15 protein-coding genes are annotated in these 15,051 nt (G+C 57.9%); 8 read left to right on the top strand and 7 right to left on the bottom strand.

Going from position 1 to position 15,051, the window contains the following annotated elements; translation table 11 throughout:
* Nucleotides 1–31 precede the first annotated feature (31 nt).
* The 5 genes from ftsZ (at nucleotide 32) to mutT (ending at nucleotide 6,167) form a co-directional block, all read left to right on the top strand.
* On the top strand, nucleotides 32–1,183 hold the full coding sequence (gene ftsZ / locus EDF75_RS20025; RefSeq protein WP_041144053.1) for a cell division protein FtsZ: 1,152 nt from the start codon (nucleotides 32–34) through the stop codon (nucleotides 1,181–1,183).
* Between the two features lie 100 nt (nucleotides 1,184–1,283).
* Entirely contained in the window at nucleotides 1,284–2,201 is a 918-nt protein-coding gene (lpxC, locus tag EDF75_RS20020; RefSeq protein ID WP_041144054.1) for a UDP-3-O-acyl-N-acetylglucosamine deacetylase, read from the top strand.
* Nucleotides 2,202–2,451: 250 nt separating this feature from the next.
* Nucleotides 2,452–2,946 (top strand): secA translation cis-regulator SecM, encoded by a 495-nt coding sequence (secM, locus tag EDF75_RS20015; protein WP_200851438.1) that lies wholly within the window; start codon nucleotides 2,452–2,454, stop codon nucleotides 2,944–2,946.
* Between the two features lie 61 nt (nucleotides 2,947–3,007).
* Complete coding sequence (secA, locus tag EDF75_RS20010; RefSeq protein ID WP_133600653.1) at nucleotides 3,008–5,713, top strand: preprotein translocase subunit SecA; 2,706 nt, start codon at nucleotides 3,008–3,010, stop codon at nucleotides 5,711–5,713.
* Between the two features lie 58 nt (nucleotides 5,714–5,771).
* The gene (gene mutT, locus EDF75_RS20005; protein ID WP_076946387.1) at nucleotides 5,772–6,167 is read left to right on the top strand and encodes an 8-oxo-dGTP diphosphatase MutT; all 396 of its coding nucleotides are present in this window, start codon (nucleotides 5,772–5,774) and stop codon (nucleotides 6,165–6,167) included.
* A 56-nt stretch (nucleotides 6,168–6,223) separates the two neighbouring features.
* Here mutT and yacG read toward each other — a convergent pair whose 3' ends face one another.
* From yacG to coaE, 3 genes are read right to left on the bottom strand one after another with little or no spacing between them, the layout of a single operon-like run.
* A complete protein-coding gene (gene yacG, locus EDF75_RS20000) occupies nucleotides 6,224–6,418 on the bottom strand; it encodes a DNA gyrase inhibitor YacG (RefSeq protein WP_133600652.1) in 195 nt (64 codons plus the stop codon).
* A 9-nt stretch (nucleotides 6,419–6,427) separates the two neighbouring features.
* On the bottom strand, nucleotides 6,428–7,171 hold the full coding sequence (gene zapD, locus EDF75_RS19995; protein WP_045859881.1) for a cell division protein ZapD: 744 nt from the start codon (nucleotides 7,169–7,171) through the stop codon (nucleotides 6,428–6,430).
* Nucleotides 7,171–7,791, bottom strand: a complete 621-nt coding sequence (gene coaE, locus EDF75_RS19990; RefSeq protein ID WP_133600651.1) for a dephospho-CoA kinase — start codon at nucleotides 7,789–7,791, stop codon at nucleotides 7,171–7,173. Before coaE ends, zapD begins: the two co-directional genes overlap by 1 nt.
* 345 nt (nucleotides 7,792–8,136) lie before the next feature.
* Here coaE and EDF75_RS19985 point away from each other — a divergent pair, with 345 nt between their 5' ends.
* Nucleotides 8,137–9,180, top strand: coding sequence for a GMP reductase (locus EDF75_RS19985; RefSeq protein ID WP_133600650.1), 1,044 nt, complete (start codon nucleotides 8,137–8,139; stop codon nucleotides 9,178–9,180).
* 34 nt (nucleotides 9,181–9,214) lie between these two features.
* Here the strand turns inward: EDF75_RS19985 and hofC are convergent, their stop codons facing one another.
* The 4 genes from hofC to nadC form a co-directional block, all read right to left on the bottom strand.
* Complete coding sequence (gene hofC / locus EDF75_RS19980) at nucleotides 9,215–10,420, bottom strand: protein transport protein HofC (protein WP_133600649.1); 1,206 nt, start codon at nucleotides 10,418–10,420, stop codon at nucleotides 9,215–9,217.
* On the bottom strand, nucleotides 10,410–11,798 hold the full coding sequence (gene gspE / locus EDF75_RS19975; protein WP_133600648.1) for a type II secretion system protein GspE: 1,389 nt from the start codon (nucleotides 11,796–11,798) through the stop codon (nucleotides 10,410–10,412). Before gspE ends, hofC begins: the two co-directional genes overlap by 11 nt.
* A 10-nt stretch (nucleotides 11,799–11,808) precedes the next feature.
* Nucleotides 11,809–12,240, bottom strand: a complete 432-nt coding sequence (gene ppdD, locus EDF75_RS19970) for a prepilin peptidase-dependent pilin (RefSeq protein ID WP_133600647.1) — start codon at nucleotides 12,238–12,240, stop codon at nucleotides 11,809–11,811.
* A gap of 183 nt (nucleotides 12,241–12,423) precedes the next feature.
* Nucleotides 12,424–13,317: a carboxylating nicotinate-nucleotide diphosphorylase gene (gene nadC / locus EDF75_RS19965; RefSeq protein ID WP_133600646.1), complete on the bottom strand. Its 894-nt coding sequence runs from the start codon at nucleotides 13,315–13,317 to the stop codon at nucleotides 12,424–12,426.
* A 293-nt stretch (nucleotides 13,318–13,610) separates the two neighbouring features.
* On the opposite strand from nadC, the gene ampD reads away from it, so the two are divergent.
* On the top strand, nucleotides 13,611–14,174 hold the full coding sequence (gene ampD / locus EDF75_RS19960) for a 1,6-anhydro-N-acetylmuramyl-L-alanine amidase AmpD (RefSeq protein WP_133600645.1): 564 nt from the start codon (nucleotides 13,611–13,613) through the stop codon (nucleotides 14,172–14,174).
* The gene (gene ampE, locus EDF75_RS19955; RefSeq protein ID WP_133600644.1) at nucleotides 14,171–15,025 is read left to right on the top strand and encodes a beta-lactamase regulator AmpE; all 855 of its coding nucleotides are present in this window, start codon (nucleotides 14,171–14,173) and stop codon (nucleotides 15,023–15,025) included. The genes ampD and ampE overlap by 4 nt, the downstream gene beginning before the upstream one ends.
* Nucleotides 15,026–15,051: the final 26 nt, after the last annotated feature.

Genomic DNA, 15,051 nt, shown 5'->3' with positions numbered 1-15,051 from the left:
TCAGGCGACAGGCACAAGACGGAGAGAAACTATGTTTGAACCAATGGAATTAACCAACGACGCGGTGATTAAAGTCATCGGCGTCGGTGGCGGCGGCGGTAATGCCGTAGAGCACATGGTGCGCGAGCGCATCGAGGGTGTGGAATTCTTCGCGGTGAACACCGACGCGCAGGCGCTGCGTAAAACGGCCGTTGGCCAGACTATTCAGATTGGTAGCGGTATTACCAAAGGTCTGGGCGCGGGCGCCAACCCGGAAGTCGGCCGCAATGCGGCGGATGAAGACCGTGAAGCGCTGCGTGCTGCTCTCGACGGCGCAGACATGGTGTTTATCGCGGCAGGTATGGGCGGTGGTACCGGTACCGGTGCGGCACCTGTGGTCGCAGAAGTGGCGAAGGATCTTGGTATCCTGACCGTCGCGGTTGTGACCAAGCCCTTCAATTTTGAAGGCAAGAAGCGTATGGCTTTTGCCGAGCAGGGGATCACCGAGCTCTCCAAGCACGTCGATTCACTGATCACTATTCCGAACGACAAGCTGCTGAAAGTTCTTGGCCGCGGCATTTCGCTGCTGGACGCCTTCGGCGCAGCAAACGATGTGCTGAAAGGCGCTGTGCAGGGTATCGCCGAACTGATTACCCGTCCGGGTCTGATGAACGTCGACTTTGCGGATGTGCGCACCGTGATGTCCGAAATGGGCTACGCGATGATGGGCTCCGGCGTGGCGAGCGGTGAAGACCGTGCGGAAGAAGCAGCTGAAATGGCGATTTCTTCTCCGCTGCTGGAAGATATCGATCTGTCCGGCGCGCGCGGCGTTCTGGTCAACATCACCGCTGGCTTCGACCTGCGTCTGGATGAGTTCGAAACCGTAGGTAACACTATCCGCGCATTCGCATCGGATAACGCCACCGTGGTTATCGGTACTTCTCTGGATCCGGATATGAACGACGAGCTGCGCGTGACCGTGGTTGCGACCGGTATTGGCATGGACAAACGTCCGGAAATTACCCTGGTAACCAACAAGCAGGTTCAGCAGCCGGTAATGGATCGCTACCAGCAGCACGGTATGGCGCCGCTGAATCAAGAGCAGAAACCGGCAGCGAAAGTGGTGAACGACAATACGCCGCAAACCGCGAAAGAGCCGGATTATCTGGATATCCCGGCCTTCCTGCGCAAGCAAGCCGATTAAGAATTGGCTGGAAGTTGGGCATCAGCGCTCTTTGTGCTAAACTGCCCGTCCGAAAGTGTTATACACTTCGGTTGGATAGGTAACTTGGCGAGATTATACGATGATCAAACAAAGGACTCTTAAACGTATCGTTCAGGCGACTGGCGTCGGTTTGCATACCGGCAAGAAAGTCACACTGACGTTACGACCTGCGCCGGCAAATACCGGGGTCATCTATCGTCGCACCGACTTGAATCCACCGGTTGATTTTCCGGCTGATGCCAAATCTGTGCGTGATACCATGCTCTGTACTTGCCTGGTGAACGAGCATGACGTGCGGATTTCAACGGTCGAGCACCTGAATGCCGCACTGGCTGGCCTGGGCATTGACAACATTGTTATTGAAGTCGATGCACCGGAAATCCCGATTATGGACGGCAGTGCTGCTCCGTTCGTTTATCTGCTGCTGGATGCCGGCATCGATGAACTGAACTGCGCCAAGAAATTTGTGCGCATTAAAGAGACCGTTCGCGTTGAAGATGGCGACAAGTGGGCTGAGTTTAAGCCGTACAATGGTTTTTCGTTGGACTTTACCATCGATTTTAACCATCCGGCGATTGACTCAAGCAACCAGCGCTATGCGATGAACTTCTCTGCTGATGCATTTATGCGCCAGATTAGCCGTGCGCGTACCTTCGGTTTTATGCGTGATATCGAATATCTGCAGTCCCGCGGCCTGTGCCTGGGCGGCAGCTTCGATTGTGCCATCGTTGTTGACGATTATCGCGTACTGAACGAAGACGGCTTACGCTTTGAAGATGAGTTTGTCCGCCACAAAATGCTGGATGCGATTGGTGACCTGTTTATGTGTGGTCACAATATCATCGGCGCATTCACGGCGTTCAAATCAGGTCACGCGTTGAACAACAAACTGCTGCAGGCCGTTCTGGCAAAACAGGAAGCCTGGGAGTATGTGACCTTCGAAGACGAAGCAGAAATGCCGCTGGCATTCCGCGCGCCATCAATGGTTATGGCGTAAGCCTGACCATTCAGTAAAATCGACTGGTAACCTGGTACTCTCTCCGGCCAGGGAGCCAGTCGTTTTTCTTTTTTACCTCCCGATTCTCATTTCACCCCGATTCAACCATCGCTGACGCCGCGCGTTCGCTGCTTAATTGACCGCTTTTACCTGTGCAAAGCTTTCATTCCTGCTGCCGTGACGCGGTATTAATGGTAATATTTGGGCGCAAAATTATTTCCTGGGGTTGCTTCAACTAAAGGTAATGGACGTGAGTGGATTGCTGACGCGCTGGCGACAGTTTGGCAGACGGTATTTCTGGCCGCATCTCCTGTTGGGGATGGTCGCGGCTAGCTTTGGCCTGCCTGCGTTAAGCAATAGTCACGAAACGGCATCACCGGCGAAAGCAACGGCCAGCAGCCACACGCCGAATAAAGTTAATTTCTCCCAGCTTGCTCTGCTGGAAGCCAACCGCCGGCCAAACTTTACCGTCGACTACTGGCATCAGCACGCCATCCGCACGGTTATCCGTCATCTCTCATTTGCCATGGCGCCCCAGGCGCTGCCGGTTGCGGAAGAATCTTCGCCATTACAGGCGCAGCATCTGGCCCTGCTCGATACGCTCAGCGCGCTGCTGACGCAGGAAAGCAAGCCGCCGGTCATTGTGCGCCAGGCGACATACAACCCCTCCCATCGCGCCTTTTGCGTCTCCGCCTGGATTAGCCAGGTCACCGGGATACGCGCCGGACCCCAACGCCTCAGCTGAACTAAAAACGGATCATTCTATTTTTTGTGACTCCGCATCGCGGGGCGTTTGAGATTTTATTATGCTAATCAAATTATTAACTAAAGTTTTCGGTAGCCGTAACGATCGTACACTGCGCCGTATGCGCAAAGCCGTGACGCTGATTAACTCCATGGAACCTGCCATGGAGAAGCTCTCTGATGATGAGCTGAAGGCTAAAACAGAAGAGTTCCGCGCGCGTCTGGCAAAAGGCGAAAGCGTAGAAAGCCTGATCCCGGAAGCCTTTGCCGTGGTACGTGAAGCCAGTAAGCGCGTATTCGGTATGCGTCACTTTGACGTACAGCTGCTTGGCGGCATGGTGCTCAACGAGCGCTGCATCGCGGAAATGCGTACCGGTGAAGGTAAAACGCTGACCGCTACCCTCCCGGCCTATCTGAACGCACTGTCAGGTAAAGGCGTGCACGTCGTGACCGTCAACGACTATCTGGCGCAGCGTGATGCTGAAAACAACCGTCCGCTGTTTGAGTTCCTCGGTATGACCGTCGGTATCAATATGTCGGGCCTGCCAGCTCCGGCCAAGCGTGAAGCTTACGCCGCCGATATCACCTACGGCACCAACAACGAATACGGCTTCGACTATCTGCGCGATAACATGGCGTTCAGCCCGGAAGAGCGCGTACAGCGTAAGCTGCACTATGCGCTGGTGGATGAGGTTGACTCCATTCTTATCGATGAAGCGCGTACGCCGCTGATCATTTCCGGTCCGGCTGAAGACAGCTCGGAAATGTACAAGAAAGTGAATAAGATCATCCCTCACCTGGTGCGCCAGGATAAAGAGGACTCCGACACCTTTACCGGTGAAGGCCACTTCTCGGTAGACGAGAAGGCGCGTCAGGTGAACCTGACCGAACGCGGGCTGGTGCTGATTGAAGAACTGCTGGTCAACGAAGGCATTATGGATGAAGGTGAATCCCTGTATTCACCGACTAACATTATGCTGATGCACCACGTGACCGCGGCGCTGCGCGCGCACGTGCTGTTTACCCGCGACGTTGACTACATCGTAAAAGATGGCGAAGTCATTATCGTCGATGAGCACACCGGTCGTACCATGCAGGGTCGTCGCTGGTCAGACGGTCTGCACCAGGCCGTCGAAGCCAAAGAAGGCGTTGATATCCAGAACGAGAACCAGACGCTGGCGTCCATCACCTTCCAGAACTACTTCCGTCTGTACGAGAAGCTGGCGGGGATGACAGGTACTGCGGATACCGAAGCTTTCGAATTCAGCTCTATCTATAAGCTGGATACCGTCGTGGTACCGACCAACCGTCCGATGATCCGTAAGGATATGGCGGATCTGGTCTATATGACCGAAGCAGAAAAAATTCAGGCGATCATCGAAGATATCAGAGAGCGTACTGCCGCCGGCCAGCCGGTTCTGGTGGGTACGATTTCTATCGAAAAATCGGAAGTGGTTTCGCAGGAGCTGACCAAAGCGGGCATCAAACACAATGTCCTGAACGCCAAGTTCCACGCCAGCGAAGCGGATATCGTGGCTCAGGCCGGCTACCCGGCCGCGGTGACCATCGCCACCAACATGGCCGGTCGTGGTACGGATATCGTGCTGGGCGGCAGCTGGCAGGCGGAAGTCGCCGCGCTGGAAGATCCGACTCCAGAGCAGATCGCGCAGATCAAAGCCGACTGGCAGGTGCGTCACGAAGCGGTGCTGGCCTCCGGTGGTTTACACATTATCGGTACCGAGCGTCATGAATCTCGCCGCATCGATAACCAGCTGCGCGGCCGTTCAGGTCGTCAGGGTGATGCCGGTTCTTCTCGTTTCTATCTGTCGATGGAAGATGCCCTGATGCGCATCTTTGCCTCTGACCGCGTGTCGGGCATGATGCGTAAGCTGGGGATGAAGCCGGGCGAAGCGATTGAACACCCGTGGGTCACCAAAGCGATCGCCAACGCGCAGCGTAAGGTTGAAAGCCGCAACTTTGATATTCGTAAGCAGCTGCTGGAATATGATGACGTGGCTAACGACCAGCGTCGTGCCATCTACAGCCAGCGTAACGAACTGCTGGACGTCTCTGATGTTAGCGAAACCATCAACAGCATTCGCGAAGACGTTTTCAAAACGACTATCGATGCGCACATTCCGCCGCAGTCCCTGGAGGAAATGTGGGATGTCGAAGGCCTGCAGGAACGTCTGAAAAACGACTTCGATCTCGAGCTGCCGCTCAAAGAGTGGTTGGACAAAGAGCCTGAGCTGCATGAAGAAACCCTGCGTGAGCGTATTCTGCAGAGCGCGGTAGAAACCTATCAGCGTAAAGAAGAAGTCGTGGGTACCGAAATGATGCGTCATTTCGAAAAAGGCGTGATGCTGCAGACTCTGGACTCACTGTGGAAAGAGCATCTGGCGGCGATGGACTACCTGCGTCAGGGTATCCATCTGCGCGGTTACGCGCAGAAAGATCCGAAGCAGGAATACAAGCGTGAATCGTTCTCGATGTTTGCGGCGATGCTTGAATCCCTGAAGTATGAAGTGATCAGCACCCTGAGCAAGGTACAGGTGCGGATGCCGGAAGAAGTTGAAGCGATGGAGCAGCAGCGTCGCGAAGAGGCGGAGCGCCTGGCGCAGATGCAGCAGCTGAGCCATCAGGATGACGATACCCTGGCGGCGGCCGCACTGGCTGAGGAAACCGGCGAGCGTAAGGTTGGCCGGAACGATCCTTGCCCGTGTGGTTCCGGTAAAAAATATAAGCAGTGCCATGGTCGTCTGAGCTAAGCTCAGAGAATAAAAATAAAGGCGCAGATATCTGCGCCTTTTTTATGGAATTAACGCAATGAAAATACTGCAAATCTCCGTTGGAATCATCCGTAACCCGCAGGGTGAAATCTTTATTACCCAGCGTGCCGCCGATGCGCATATGGCAAATAAGCTCGAGTTTCCCGGTGGCAAAATTGAAGCGGGAGAGTCGGCCGAGCAGGCGCTGGTGCGCGAGCTGCAGGAAGAGGTCGGCATTACCGTACGCGCGTCCAGCCTGTTTGATAAGCTCGAGTATCAGTTCCCCGACCGGCACATCACGCTGTGGTTCTGGCTGGTGGACGACTGGGAGGGCGAACCCTGGGGTAAAGAGGGGCAGCCGGGGCGCTGGATTGCCCAGCGTGCGCTGCTGGCCGAGGAGTTTCCGCCGGCCAACGAACCAATTATCAGCAAATTAGTGCACGCCGCCCGCTGAGAAAATCACCCGGACAGGACGCAAGGTCATCTCCGGGATTTTCTGCCGCCGCGGCGCTACTGCTGCTGTTCGCTCCAGTCATCGGTATCGGACAGGTCGCCCGCGCTAGGAATGCGTTTTTCTTCCGCCGCCCATTCACCTAAGTCAATGAGCTGACAGCGTTTTGAGCAAAATGGCCGAAACGGGCTGCGCTCATTCCAGACCACATTTTTACCGCAGGTCGGGCAGTTAACGGTTGTCTCTTTTGACATCTTTCCTCCTTAACAACAGGCCAGTTCAAAATCAAAGCGCTCGGGGACGATACCGAGCTCGCTGTCCAACGGGAGAAAGCGAATGGCAAAGCGGCTTTTATGGCCAGAAATTTGCGGATACAGCTGGCTGGCAAGATCGAGGCGTAAGCGCAGCAGATCGGCATCATCGCCGTTATCCTGATAAAAACCGTTGAGGCTGGTCTGCTTGCGAAAGGGCGCAGAGTTGCGGATCAAATCGAGGATCAGCACCAGCGCCTGGGTGAGCGGCTGCAGGCTCGCTAACCATCTATCAACCTGCTCGTCGCGATACTCCTGAGGCATATGCAGCCAGATATGCAGCGTGGGCAGATCGAAACTGCAGCAGCCGCCGGGAATGCTCAGACGCTGGCGAACCAGCGCAATTAAACGATCCTCTCGCAGGAACTGACCGATGCGCGGAGCGGACATCAGCGCGCTGCCGGCGTGCTTCAGCTGTTGGCGCAATTCGTCAATACGCCCGCGGTCGACGCCCGGTACTTCTGCCCAGGACTGCAGTTTACGCTGCTGCCGCTCGAGCTCTTTGAGAAGATCCGTCCGCACCTCGCCGCGTTCGAGAACGTCCAGCAGATCGCCCGTATTACGGAAGAAGTGGAGCGCATCCGAGTAGGTGGCGATCGTCGGGTGCACGGAGAGCTGTTGAATCAAAAATTCAATACGCAGCCAGGTGCGCATTTTCTCATTGAGGGGATGTTCAAATAGAACGGGGGTATGCATTACGATTTTTCCTGTGAGGCGGCCTGCGATGCCAGCATTAGATACTTTTCGTGCAGGCGGGCGACATCCGATGCGATGGCATCCGGAGGGCCCATATTTTCAATGACATCATCCGCAGCGGCGAGGCGTTGTTCACGCGTGGCCTGGGCGGCGAGAATGCGTTCTGCGTGCTCACGGCTAACCCGATCGCGCAGTATGGTTCGCGCTATTTGCGTCTCTTTTGCAACATCGACGACCAGCACGCGGTCGGCGTTGGCGACGAGATTGTTTTCGACCAACAGGGGAACGACCCAGAGAACATAGGGAGAGGACGCCGCCTGAATTTGACGGCGGGTTTCCTGCTGAATGAGCGGATGCAGCAGCGCGTTAAGCCAGGTTTTATCTTCAGCGTGAGCGAAGATGCGTTCCCGCAGGCTGCGGCGGTTCAGCGTGCCGTCATCGTTAATCATCTGTTGGCCGAAACGAGCGGCAATCGCCAGTAGCGCAGAGGTTCCAGGCTCGACCACCTGGCGGGCGATAACGTCGGCGTCAATAACGTTAACACCGAGGTGAGAGAATGCATCGGCTACGGTGCTTTTACCGCTACCGATGCCGCCCGTTAACGCTACCGTATACCTCATATACCCCGTTCCTGAAACTGACCATACACACATTGACTTTTCAGCAGCGCCCGCGCTTCACGAGCCGTGACTCTGCGGTGGGTGTCCCGTCAGGCTGCTTCGAGCCGGAAGAGACTTTTACGACGAATACTGGATTGCTTTGTACATATAAATCAAATGGTTAAAAATAACGCTCTGGCCGTTGATTGTCGCGTTCGCGCATTTCTCAATTCACCAGGTAAATTTGTACGATTGTAGCGTAAAAAAAGTGAAAATCGCAGTCTTGCGCGGTCATGATTCGTGCGTATGATAACGTCACTGGAGTTGTGCTCTCACAATAATGCAATTAACCCCAGGAATTCGCACATGCGTATTGAAGAAGATCTGAAGCTTGGTTTTAAAGACGTTCTTATCCGCCCCAAGCGCTCTACCCTCAAAAGTCGTTCTGATGTTGAACTGGAACGTGAATTCACTTTTAAACATTCTGGCCTCTCCTGGTCCGGCGTGCCGATCATCGCCGCGAATATGGATACCGTTGGTACCTTTGGCATGGCAAAAGCGCTGGCCTCATTCGGGATCCTGACTGCCGTCCATAAGCACTACACCGTAGAAGAGTGGCGCAGCTTTGTGCAGACCACGCCCGCCGATGTGCTGAAGTACGTCATGGTTTCTACCGGCACGTCGGATGTTGATTTCGAAAAAACCAAACAGATCCTGACGCAGAACCCGCAGCTCGGCTTCGTTTGTATTGATGTGGCAAACGGTTATTCCGAGCATTTTGTGCAGTTCGTGGCGAAGGCGCGCGAAGCCTGGCCGCTGAAAACGATCTGCGCGGGTAACGTCGTGACCGGCGAAATGTGCGAAGAGCTGATTCTGTCCGGTGCGGATATCGTGAAGGTCGGCATCGGTCCGGGTTCGGTTTGTACTACCCGCGTGAAAACCGGCGTTGGCTACCCGCAGCTCTCTGCGGTTATCGAATGCGCCGATGCGGCCCACGGCCTGGGCGGTCAGATTGTCAGCGACGGCGGGTGCACCACGCCGGGTGACGTCGCCAAAGCCTTCGGCGGCGGCGCTGATTTCGTCATGCTGGGCGGTATGCTGGCAGGTCACGAAGAGAGCGGCGGCACCGTTGTTGAAGAGAACGGCGAGAAGTTTATGCTGTTCTACGGCATGAGCTCCGAATCCGCGATGACCCGTCACGTTGGCGGCGTAGCTCAGTACCGCGCGGCGGAAGGTAAAACCGTTAAGCTGCCCCTGCGCGGCCCGGTTGAGAACACCGCCCGCGATATTCTCGGCGGCCTGCGCTCTGCCTGCACCTATGTCGGCGCATCTCGTCTAAAAGAGCTGACCAAACGCACGACCTTTATTCGCGTACAGGAACAAGAGAACCGCGTGTTCAACAGCCTGTAATGCCGTTTTGCTGGCGCACCTCCTGCGCCAGCCGCTATCCCCCCATTCCGCTAATGGCGTCGCCCAGATGAAAAATGGGCAAATACATCGCCACCACCAGGATGCCAACGACGGCGCCGGTTATCAGCAGCAGCATCGGTTCCAGCAGCGTGGCCAGGCCCTCTGCCTGGCGGTGCGTGCGTTCGCTATGATGGCGGGCAAGGTTCTCCAGCATGATATCCAGCGACCCTGAAGCCTCCCCGGTGCGGATGAGCTGCAGGCATAGCGGGGTAAATCCCTCACAGTTCGCCAGCGCCTGCCAGATGGCAGTCCCGCGGGCAATCTGCGTATTAACCTGATGGATCCTCTGGCGCCAAAGCGGGCAGCTTAGCGTCTCTTCGACGCTTTCCAGGCCCTGCATAAAGCTGATGCCGGCGCTCTGCGTGAGGGTTAAAACGGTAAATATCTGGCTGAGCCGCTGTCCGCCTATTAGCTTTCCGACTACCGGCAAAGCGTGAAGCAGCCTTTGTCGTCGGAGTAGCCATGAGCGGCGACGATGGGCCAGCCGGTTGAGGAGAAACGGCAGTATCGCCATCAGCAGCAGCAGCGGCCAACTGCCGCTGAGGCCTTCTCCGGCGCTTATCACCACTTTGGTCAGCAGAGGGAGCGGCGTGTTGAACGTCTGGTAGATAGCGGCAAACTCCGGCAGGACAAAAGTGAGCATACCCATTACCACCAGCAGCGCCAGCAGCAGAACGATCAGCGGATAGCGCAGCGCCTTTTTGACCTTTTCGCTCAGCTGCAGCTGTTCCTGCTGCTGACGAGCCAGATGAAAGCAGCAAAGATCCAGCTTACCGGTAAGTTCCCCGGTACGGATCATCGCCAGATAGAGCGGAGGAAACGCCTGCGGCCATCTTTCCAGCGCGCTGGAAAGCGCGATGCCCTGCGCGAGATCCTGAGCCAGCGTTCGCAGCAGCGCCTGCCACTGGGCGCCCGTCTGCTGCTGCGCCAGCAGCTCCAGCCCCTCGGCGAGCGGCAGTCCCGCCTGCAGGAGGGTTGCCAGCTGGTGGATAACCTGACCGCTGTAGCGCGGATGCCAAAGCGCGCTGCGTACCGCGCAGCGGCGGAGCGCGAGGGGGATAATCCGTTCATGCTGCAGCGCCTGCATCGCCTCCTGGCGGGAGCTTTTCCACAGCGAGCCGTGGCACAGCGATCCTTTAGCATCAAGCCCGCGCCAGCGCCAAAGGCGTTCAGTCGCCATGGGGGAGCCCCAGCACGCGGACCACCTCTTCAAAACAGGTCAGCCCCTGCTCAATGGCCAGGCAGCCGCTTTCAAATAGCGTCGTCATTCCGGCCTCACGCGCCAGGGCCTCAATTTCCACCGCGCTCAGCCCCCGGGAAATAGCCTGCTGCAGCGCGGTGCCTATCGGGAGCACCTCAAATAGCGCCAGGCGCCCATAGTAGCCGTGATAGCAGTGCCGACAGCCCGTCGCCTGCCAGCGGGGCAGCCGACGCGGCCACAGGCTGTGCGGCACGTCAATGCCGCCATCAGCCTTCCGGCGGCAGTGCGGGCAGAGCCTGCGCACCAGGCGCTGGGCAATGACCAGCGATAGCGCGGATGAGAGCATCCAGCAGGCAATCCCCATCTGCTGCAGGCGAATCAGCGTTTCGCTGGTCGAGTTGGTGTGCAGCGTTGAGAGCACGAGGTGTCCGGTTTGCGCCGCTTTGATCGCAATTTCTGCGGTCTCCGCATCGCGGATTTCGCCAACCATAACAACGTCCGGATCCTGACGCAGCAGCGCGCGCAGAACGCTGTTAAAGGTGAGTCCGGATCGCGGGTTGATCTGCGTTTGATTCATGCCGGCGATGGGGATTTCCAGCGGATCCTCTACGCTGCAAATATTAACCTCATCGCGGTTTCGCTTCTGCAGCGCGCTGTAGAGCGTGATGGTCTTACCGCTGCCGGTTGGGCCGGTGACCAGCAGCAGCCCCTGGGGCTGATTGAGCGCCGAGACAAAGGCGGCAAGCTGTTCTGGGGAGAGGCCGATCGCCTCGAGGTCCAGCGCCTGCTCCACCTGATGCAGCAGGCGCAGAACGATTTTCTCACCGTAGCGACAGGGCAGGGTGGCGATGCGAAATGAGACCGATTGTCCCGAGAGCGTCTGAGTAAACTGACCGTCCTGCGGCAGGCGGTGTTCGGCAATATCAAGGTTCCCGAGCACCTTAAGCCGCGCCGTTATCGGCAGCGCCAGTTCGGCGGCGAGCGGCGCGAGCGGATGGAGCACCCCGTCGACCCGCAGGCGTATGCGCAGGCTACTTTCACCAGGCTCGACGTGGATATCAGATGCGCGCTGGCGCAGCGCCTGCTCCAGAATTTGCTTAACCTGGTCGATGACGCCGGTTGGTGTTTCGCCGCTGGCGGCAGATGGCCCGGGCTGTGCGGCCGACTGCTGGCGCTGATTCATTTTTTCCTGGCTCCAGCACTCGATATCGATCCGCTTTTGCGTGGCAAAGCGCAGCGCCTCCATCAGCTCAGGCGGCGGAGAGTCTACGACCGCGATGGAGAGGGTTTGCTCATCGCTGTTAAGCACCAGGGCATGGTAGCGCTGGCAGAGGGCGATCAATTTTTCGGCTTTCATCGCGTTGGCCTCAGTTAAAGCGGAAGACGTCTTCACACGCCTGCTTGAGGGCGCTGCCGCTGGCGATGTCGCACTCTCTTTGCCAGCCGGTAATGCCATTTGCGCTATCCCAGCCCGGCGTCATGGTGACGCGTAGCCCGTTGAGGCTCTCCTGCCCGCTGAGCGTGACGACGCCTTGCGCCACGGTCAGGGCGGAAACGTAGCGCGTGGTGGCGGGCGCGGGAATGCCGTTGCTGCCGCCGTCGCAGCTTGCGAGGCCGCCGTGCTCAAGGGCGCAGAGCTCCACCGCCGTGCGGTAGGGAATAAAGGTTTGCAGCATGTCGGTGAGCGCCGCCTTGCGCAGATAGTTCTGGTAGGCGGGAATACCGATGGCGCTGAGAATGGCGATAATGCCAATCACCACCATGAGTTCGATAAGGGTAAAGCCGCGTTGTTTGTCCATCGTTTGCTCCTTATTAGCGTCGGGAGCACTGTGGCGGTCTGCGGGGAGGATGACGAGCGGTAAATGAGCGCTCAGGAAGCGGCTTCCCGGGCCTTCTCTACTTATTACAGGGTGAGGGCAAAGCGCTGAGATCGCCCTCGCAAAGCGTGCGCCCCGGCAGGCGAGCCATGCCGGGGCGGAGCGTTAGCGGAAACGCATCGACAGGTCGAGCGCGCGGACGTGTTTGGTCAGGGCGCCAACGGAGATGTAATCGACGCCGGTTTCGGCAAACTCACGGATCGTCTCGAAGGTGACGTTGCCGGAGACTTCCAGCGCGGCCTGGCCGCTGGTGCGCTTCACCGCTTCGCGCATCAGGTCGGGGGTGAAGTTATCGAGCATGATGATATCGGCCCCGGCCTTCAGGGCTTCATCCAGCTCATCAAGGGATTCAACCTCAACTTCTACCGGCACGTCCGGATGCAGCCAGAAGGCCTTCTCGACGGCCTGGCGCACGGAGCCGGAGGCAATAATGTGGTTCTCTTTGATCAGGAAGGCATCGAACAGCCCCAGGCGGTGGTTTGCGCCGCCCCCGCACAGGACGGCATACTTCAGCGCGGTGCGCAGGCCGGGCAGGGTTTTACGGGTATCGAGCAGCTGGGTTTTGGTGCCCGCCAGCAGATCCACGTAGCGGCGCACCTCGCTGGCGACCCCGGATAGGGTCTGCACGAAGTTCAGCGCGGTGCGCTCGCCGGTCAGAAGAAGGCGGGAAGGGCCCTGCAGCTCAAACAGCGGCTGATCCGCCTTGACCGCGTCGCCATCGTCAACCAGCCAGGTGACGCTGACGTCATCGCCAGCCAGCTGAATAAAGACCTCTTCCACCCAGCGCTTGCCGCAAAACACGCCGTCTTCGCGCGTAATGACCACCGCGTGCGAGCGTGCGCTTTCCGGCAATAATTGCGCGCTAATATCGTTGTTAGCGTCAACTTCGCCGCCTAAATCTTCGCGCAGGGACTGGGCTACGGCATCGGTAATATCGAGGTTAATACGTTCCAGCAGCGCGTCACGGCGGCGGTCGGGGTTGTAGCGACGAGGCGACATGATAAAGCTCCAGATAGATAAGATTCAGAAGTGGGAAACATGCTAACCTGAACGGCGTTTCTACACCATATACTCTTCATCCTTCAGGCTATTGCAGCGTTGGCGTGCCTGCGCTGTAGAGGTTGAGGCGCGGCACCGCTCCTTTGCTAAAGGGCGGACAGGTCGAATTGGCGGATGGCGCATTTTCTGCCCGCCGGCTGCGGCGATCGGCCCCGAACGAATTTGTGTATGATAATCGGCATCCCTGGCCATGGGCGGCCCGGGAGCATGCGTTAGTGAAAGGAGACTCCGCAATGCAGTTGAACGGAGGATGGCTGGTGGGCGCGCGTCGGGTTCCTTCGCCGCACCATGATTGCCGCCCGGATGATGAAACCCCCTCTCTGCTGGTGGTGCATAATATTAGCCTGCCGCCGGGTGAATTTGGCGGTCCGTGGATTGACGCTCTGTTCAGCGGCACGCTCGATCCCACCGCGCATCCCTATTTTGCCGGGATCGCTCAGCTGCGGGTTTCGGCGCATTGTCTGATTCGCCGCGATGGTGAAATCGTGCAGTATGTGCCTTTCGATAAGCGCGCGTGGCATGCCGGCGTCTCCTGCTATCAGGGGCGCGAGCGCTGCAACGACTTCTCTATTGGTATTGAGCTGGAAGGAACGGATACGCTGGCTTATACCGACGCGCAGTATCAGCAGCTGGCCGCGGTTACGCGGCAGCTGACCGCGCTGTATCCGGCCATTGCTGAAAACATGACCGGCCATAGCGATATCGCGCCGGTGCGTAAAACGGATCCCGGCCCGGCGTTTGACTGGGCAAAATTTCGCGGTCTGCTGACCGCTTCGTCAGATAAGGAGATGCCATGACGTTGTTTTCTACGCTGCTGGTTCTCATCGCCGAACGCCTGTTTAAGCTGGGCGAGCACTGGCAGCTCGATCATCGCCTCGAGGTCCTGTTCCGTCGCGTGAAGCACTTCTCGCTTTTCGGCACGCTGCTGATGGCGGCGGTGGCGATGGTCGCGGTATACATTATTCAGCGCCTGCTGCAGGGCGTGCTGTTTAACGTCCCGCTGCTGGTGTTCTGGATCCTGCTTGGTCTGCTGTGCATTGGTGCCGGCAAAGTCCGTCTGCACTATCACGCCTATCTGAAGGCCGCTTCCCGCAACGATAAGCATGCCTGCGACGCGATGGCCAGCGAGCTGACGCTTATCCACGGCGTCCCGCCGGGCTGCGACAATCGCGAATACCTCAGCGAACTGCAGAATGCGCTGCTGTGGATCAACTACCGCTACTACCTTGCGCCGCTGTTCTGGTTTGTGGTCGGCGGGCCGTGGGGCCCGATCACGCTGATTGGCTACAGCGTTCTGCGCGCATGGCAGTCGTGGCTGGCTCGCTATCAAACGCCGCACCACCGTTTACAGTCAGGAATTGACGGCATTTTGCACGTCGTGGACTGGGTGCCGGTGCGGCTGGTTGGCGTGGTTTACGCGCTGGTTGGTCACGGGGAGAAGGCGCTACCCGCCTGGTTCGCCTCGCTGGGCGATCGCCATTCGTCGCAGTACCAGGTGCTAACGCGCCTGGCGCAGTTCTCGCTCGCCCGCGAGCCGCATGTCGACAAGGTCGAGACGCCAAAGGCCGCCGTCTCAATGGCCAAGAAAACGTCGCTGGTGGTGGTGGTGATTATGGCCCTGCTAACGATTTACGGCACGCTGATTTAAGCGCCCGCCCGGCGGCGGGCGAGACG

Source organism: Klebsiella sp. BIGb0149, assembly GCF_004362605.1.
Classification (GTDB): domain Bacteria; phylum Pseudomonadota; class Gammaproteobacteria; order Enterobacterales; family Enterobacteriaceae; genus Klebsiella; species Klebsiella terrigena.
Note: the sequence above shows the minus strand (reverse complement) of the source record. Positions and strands in the feature narration are given on the sequence as shown.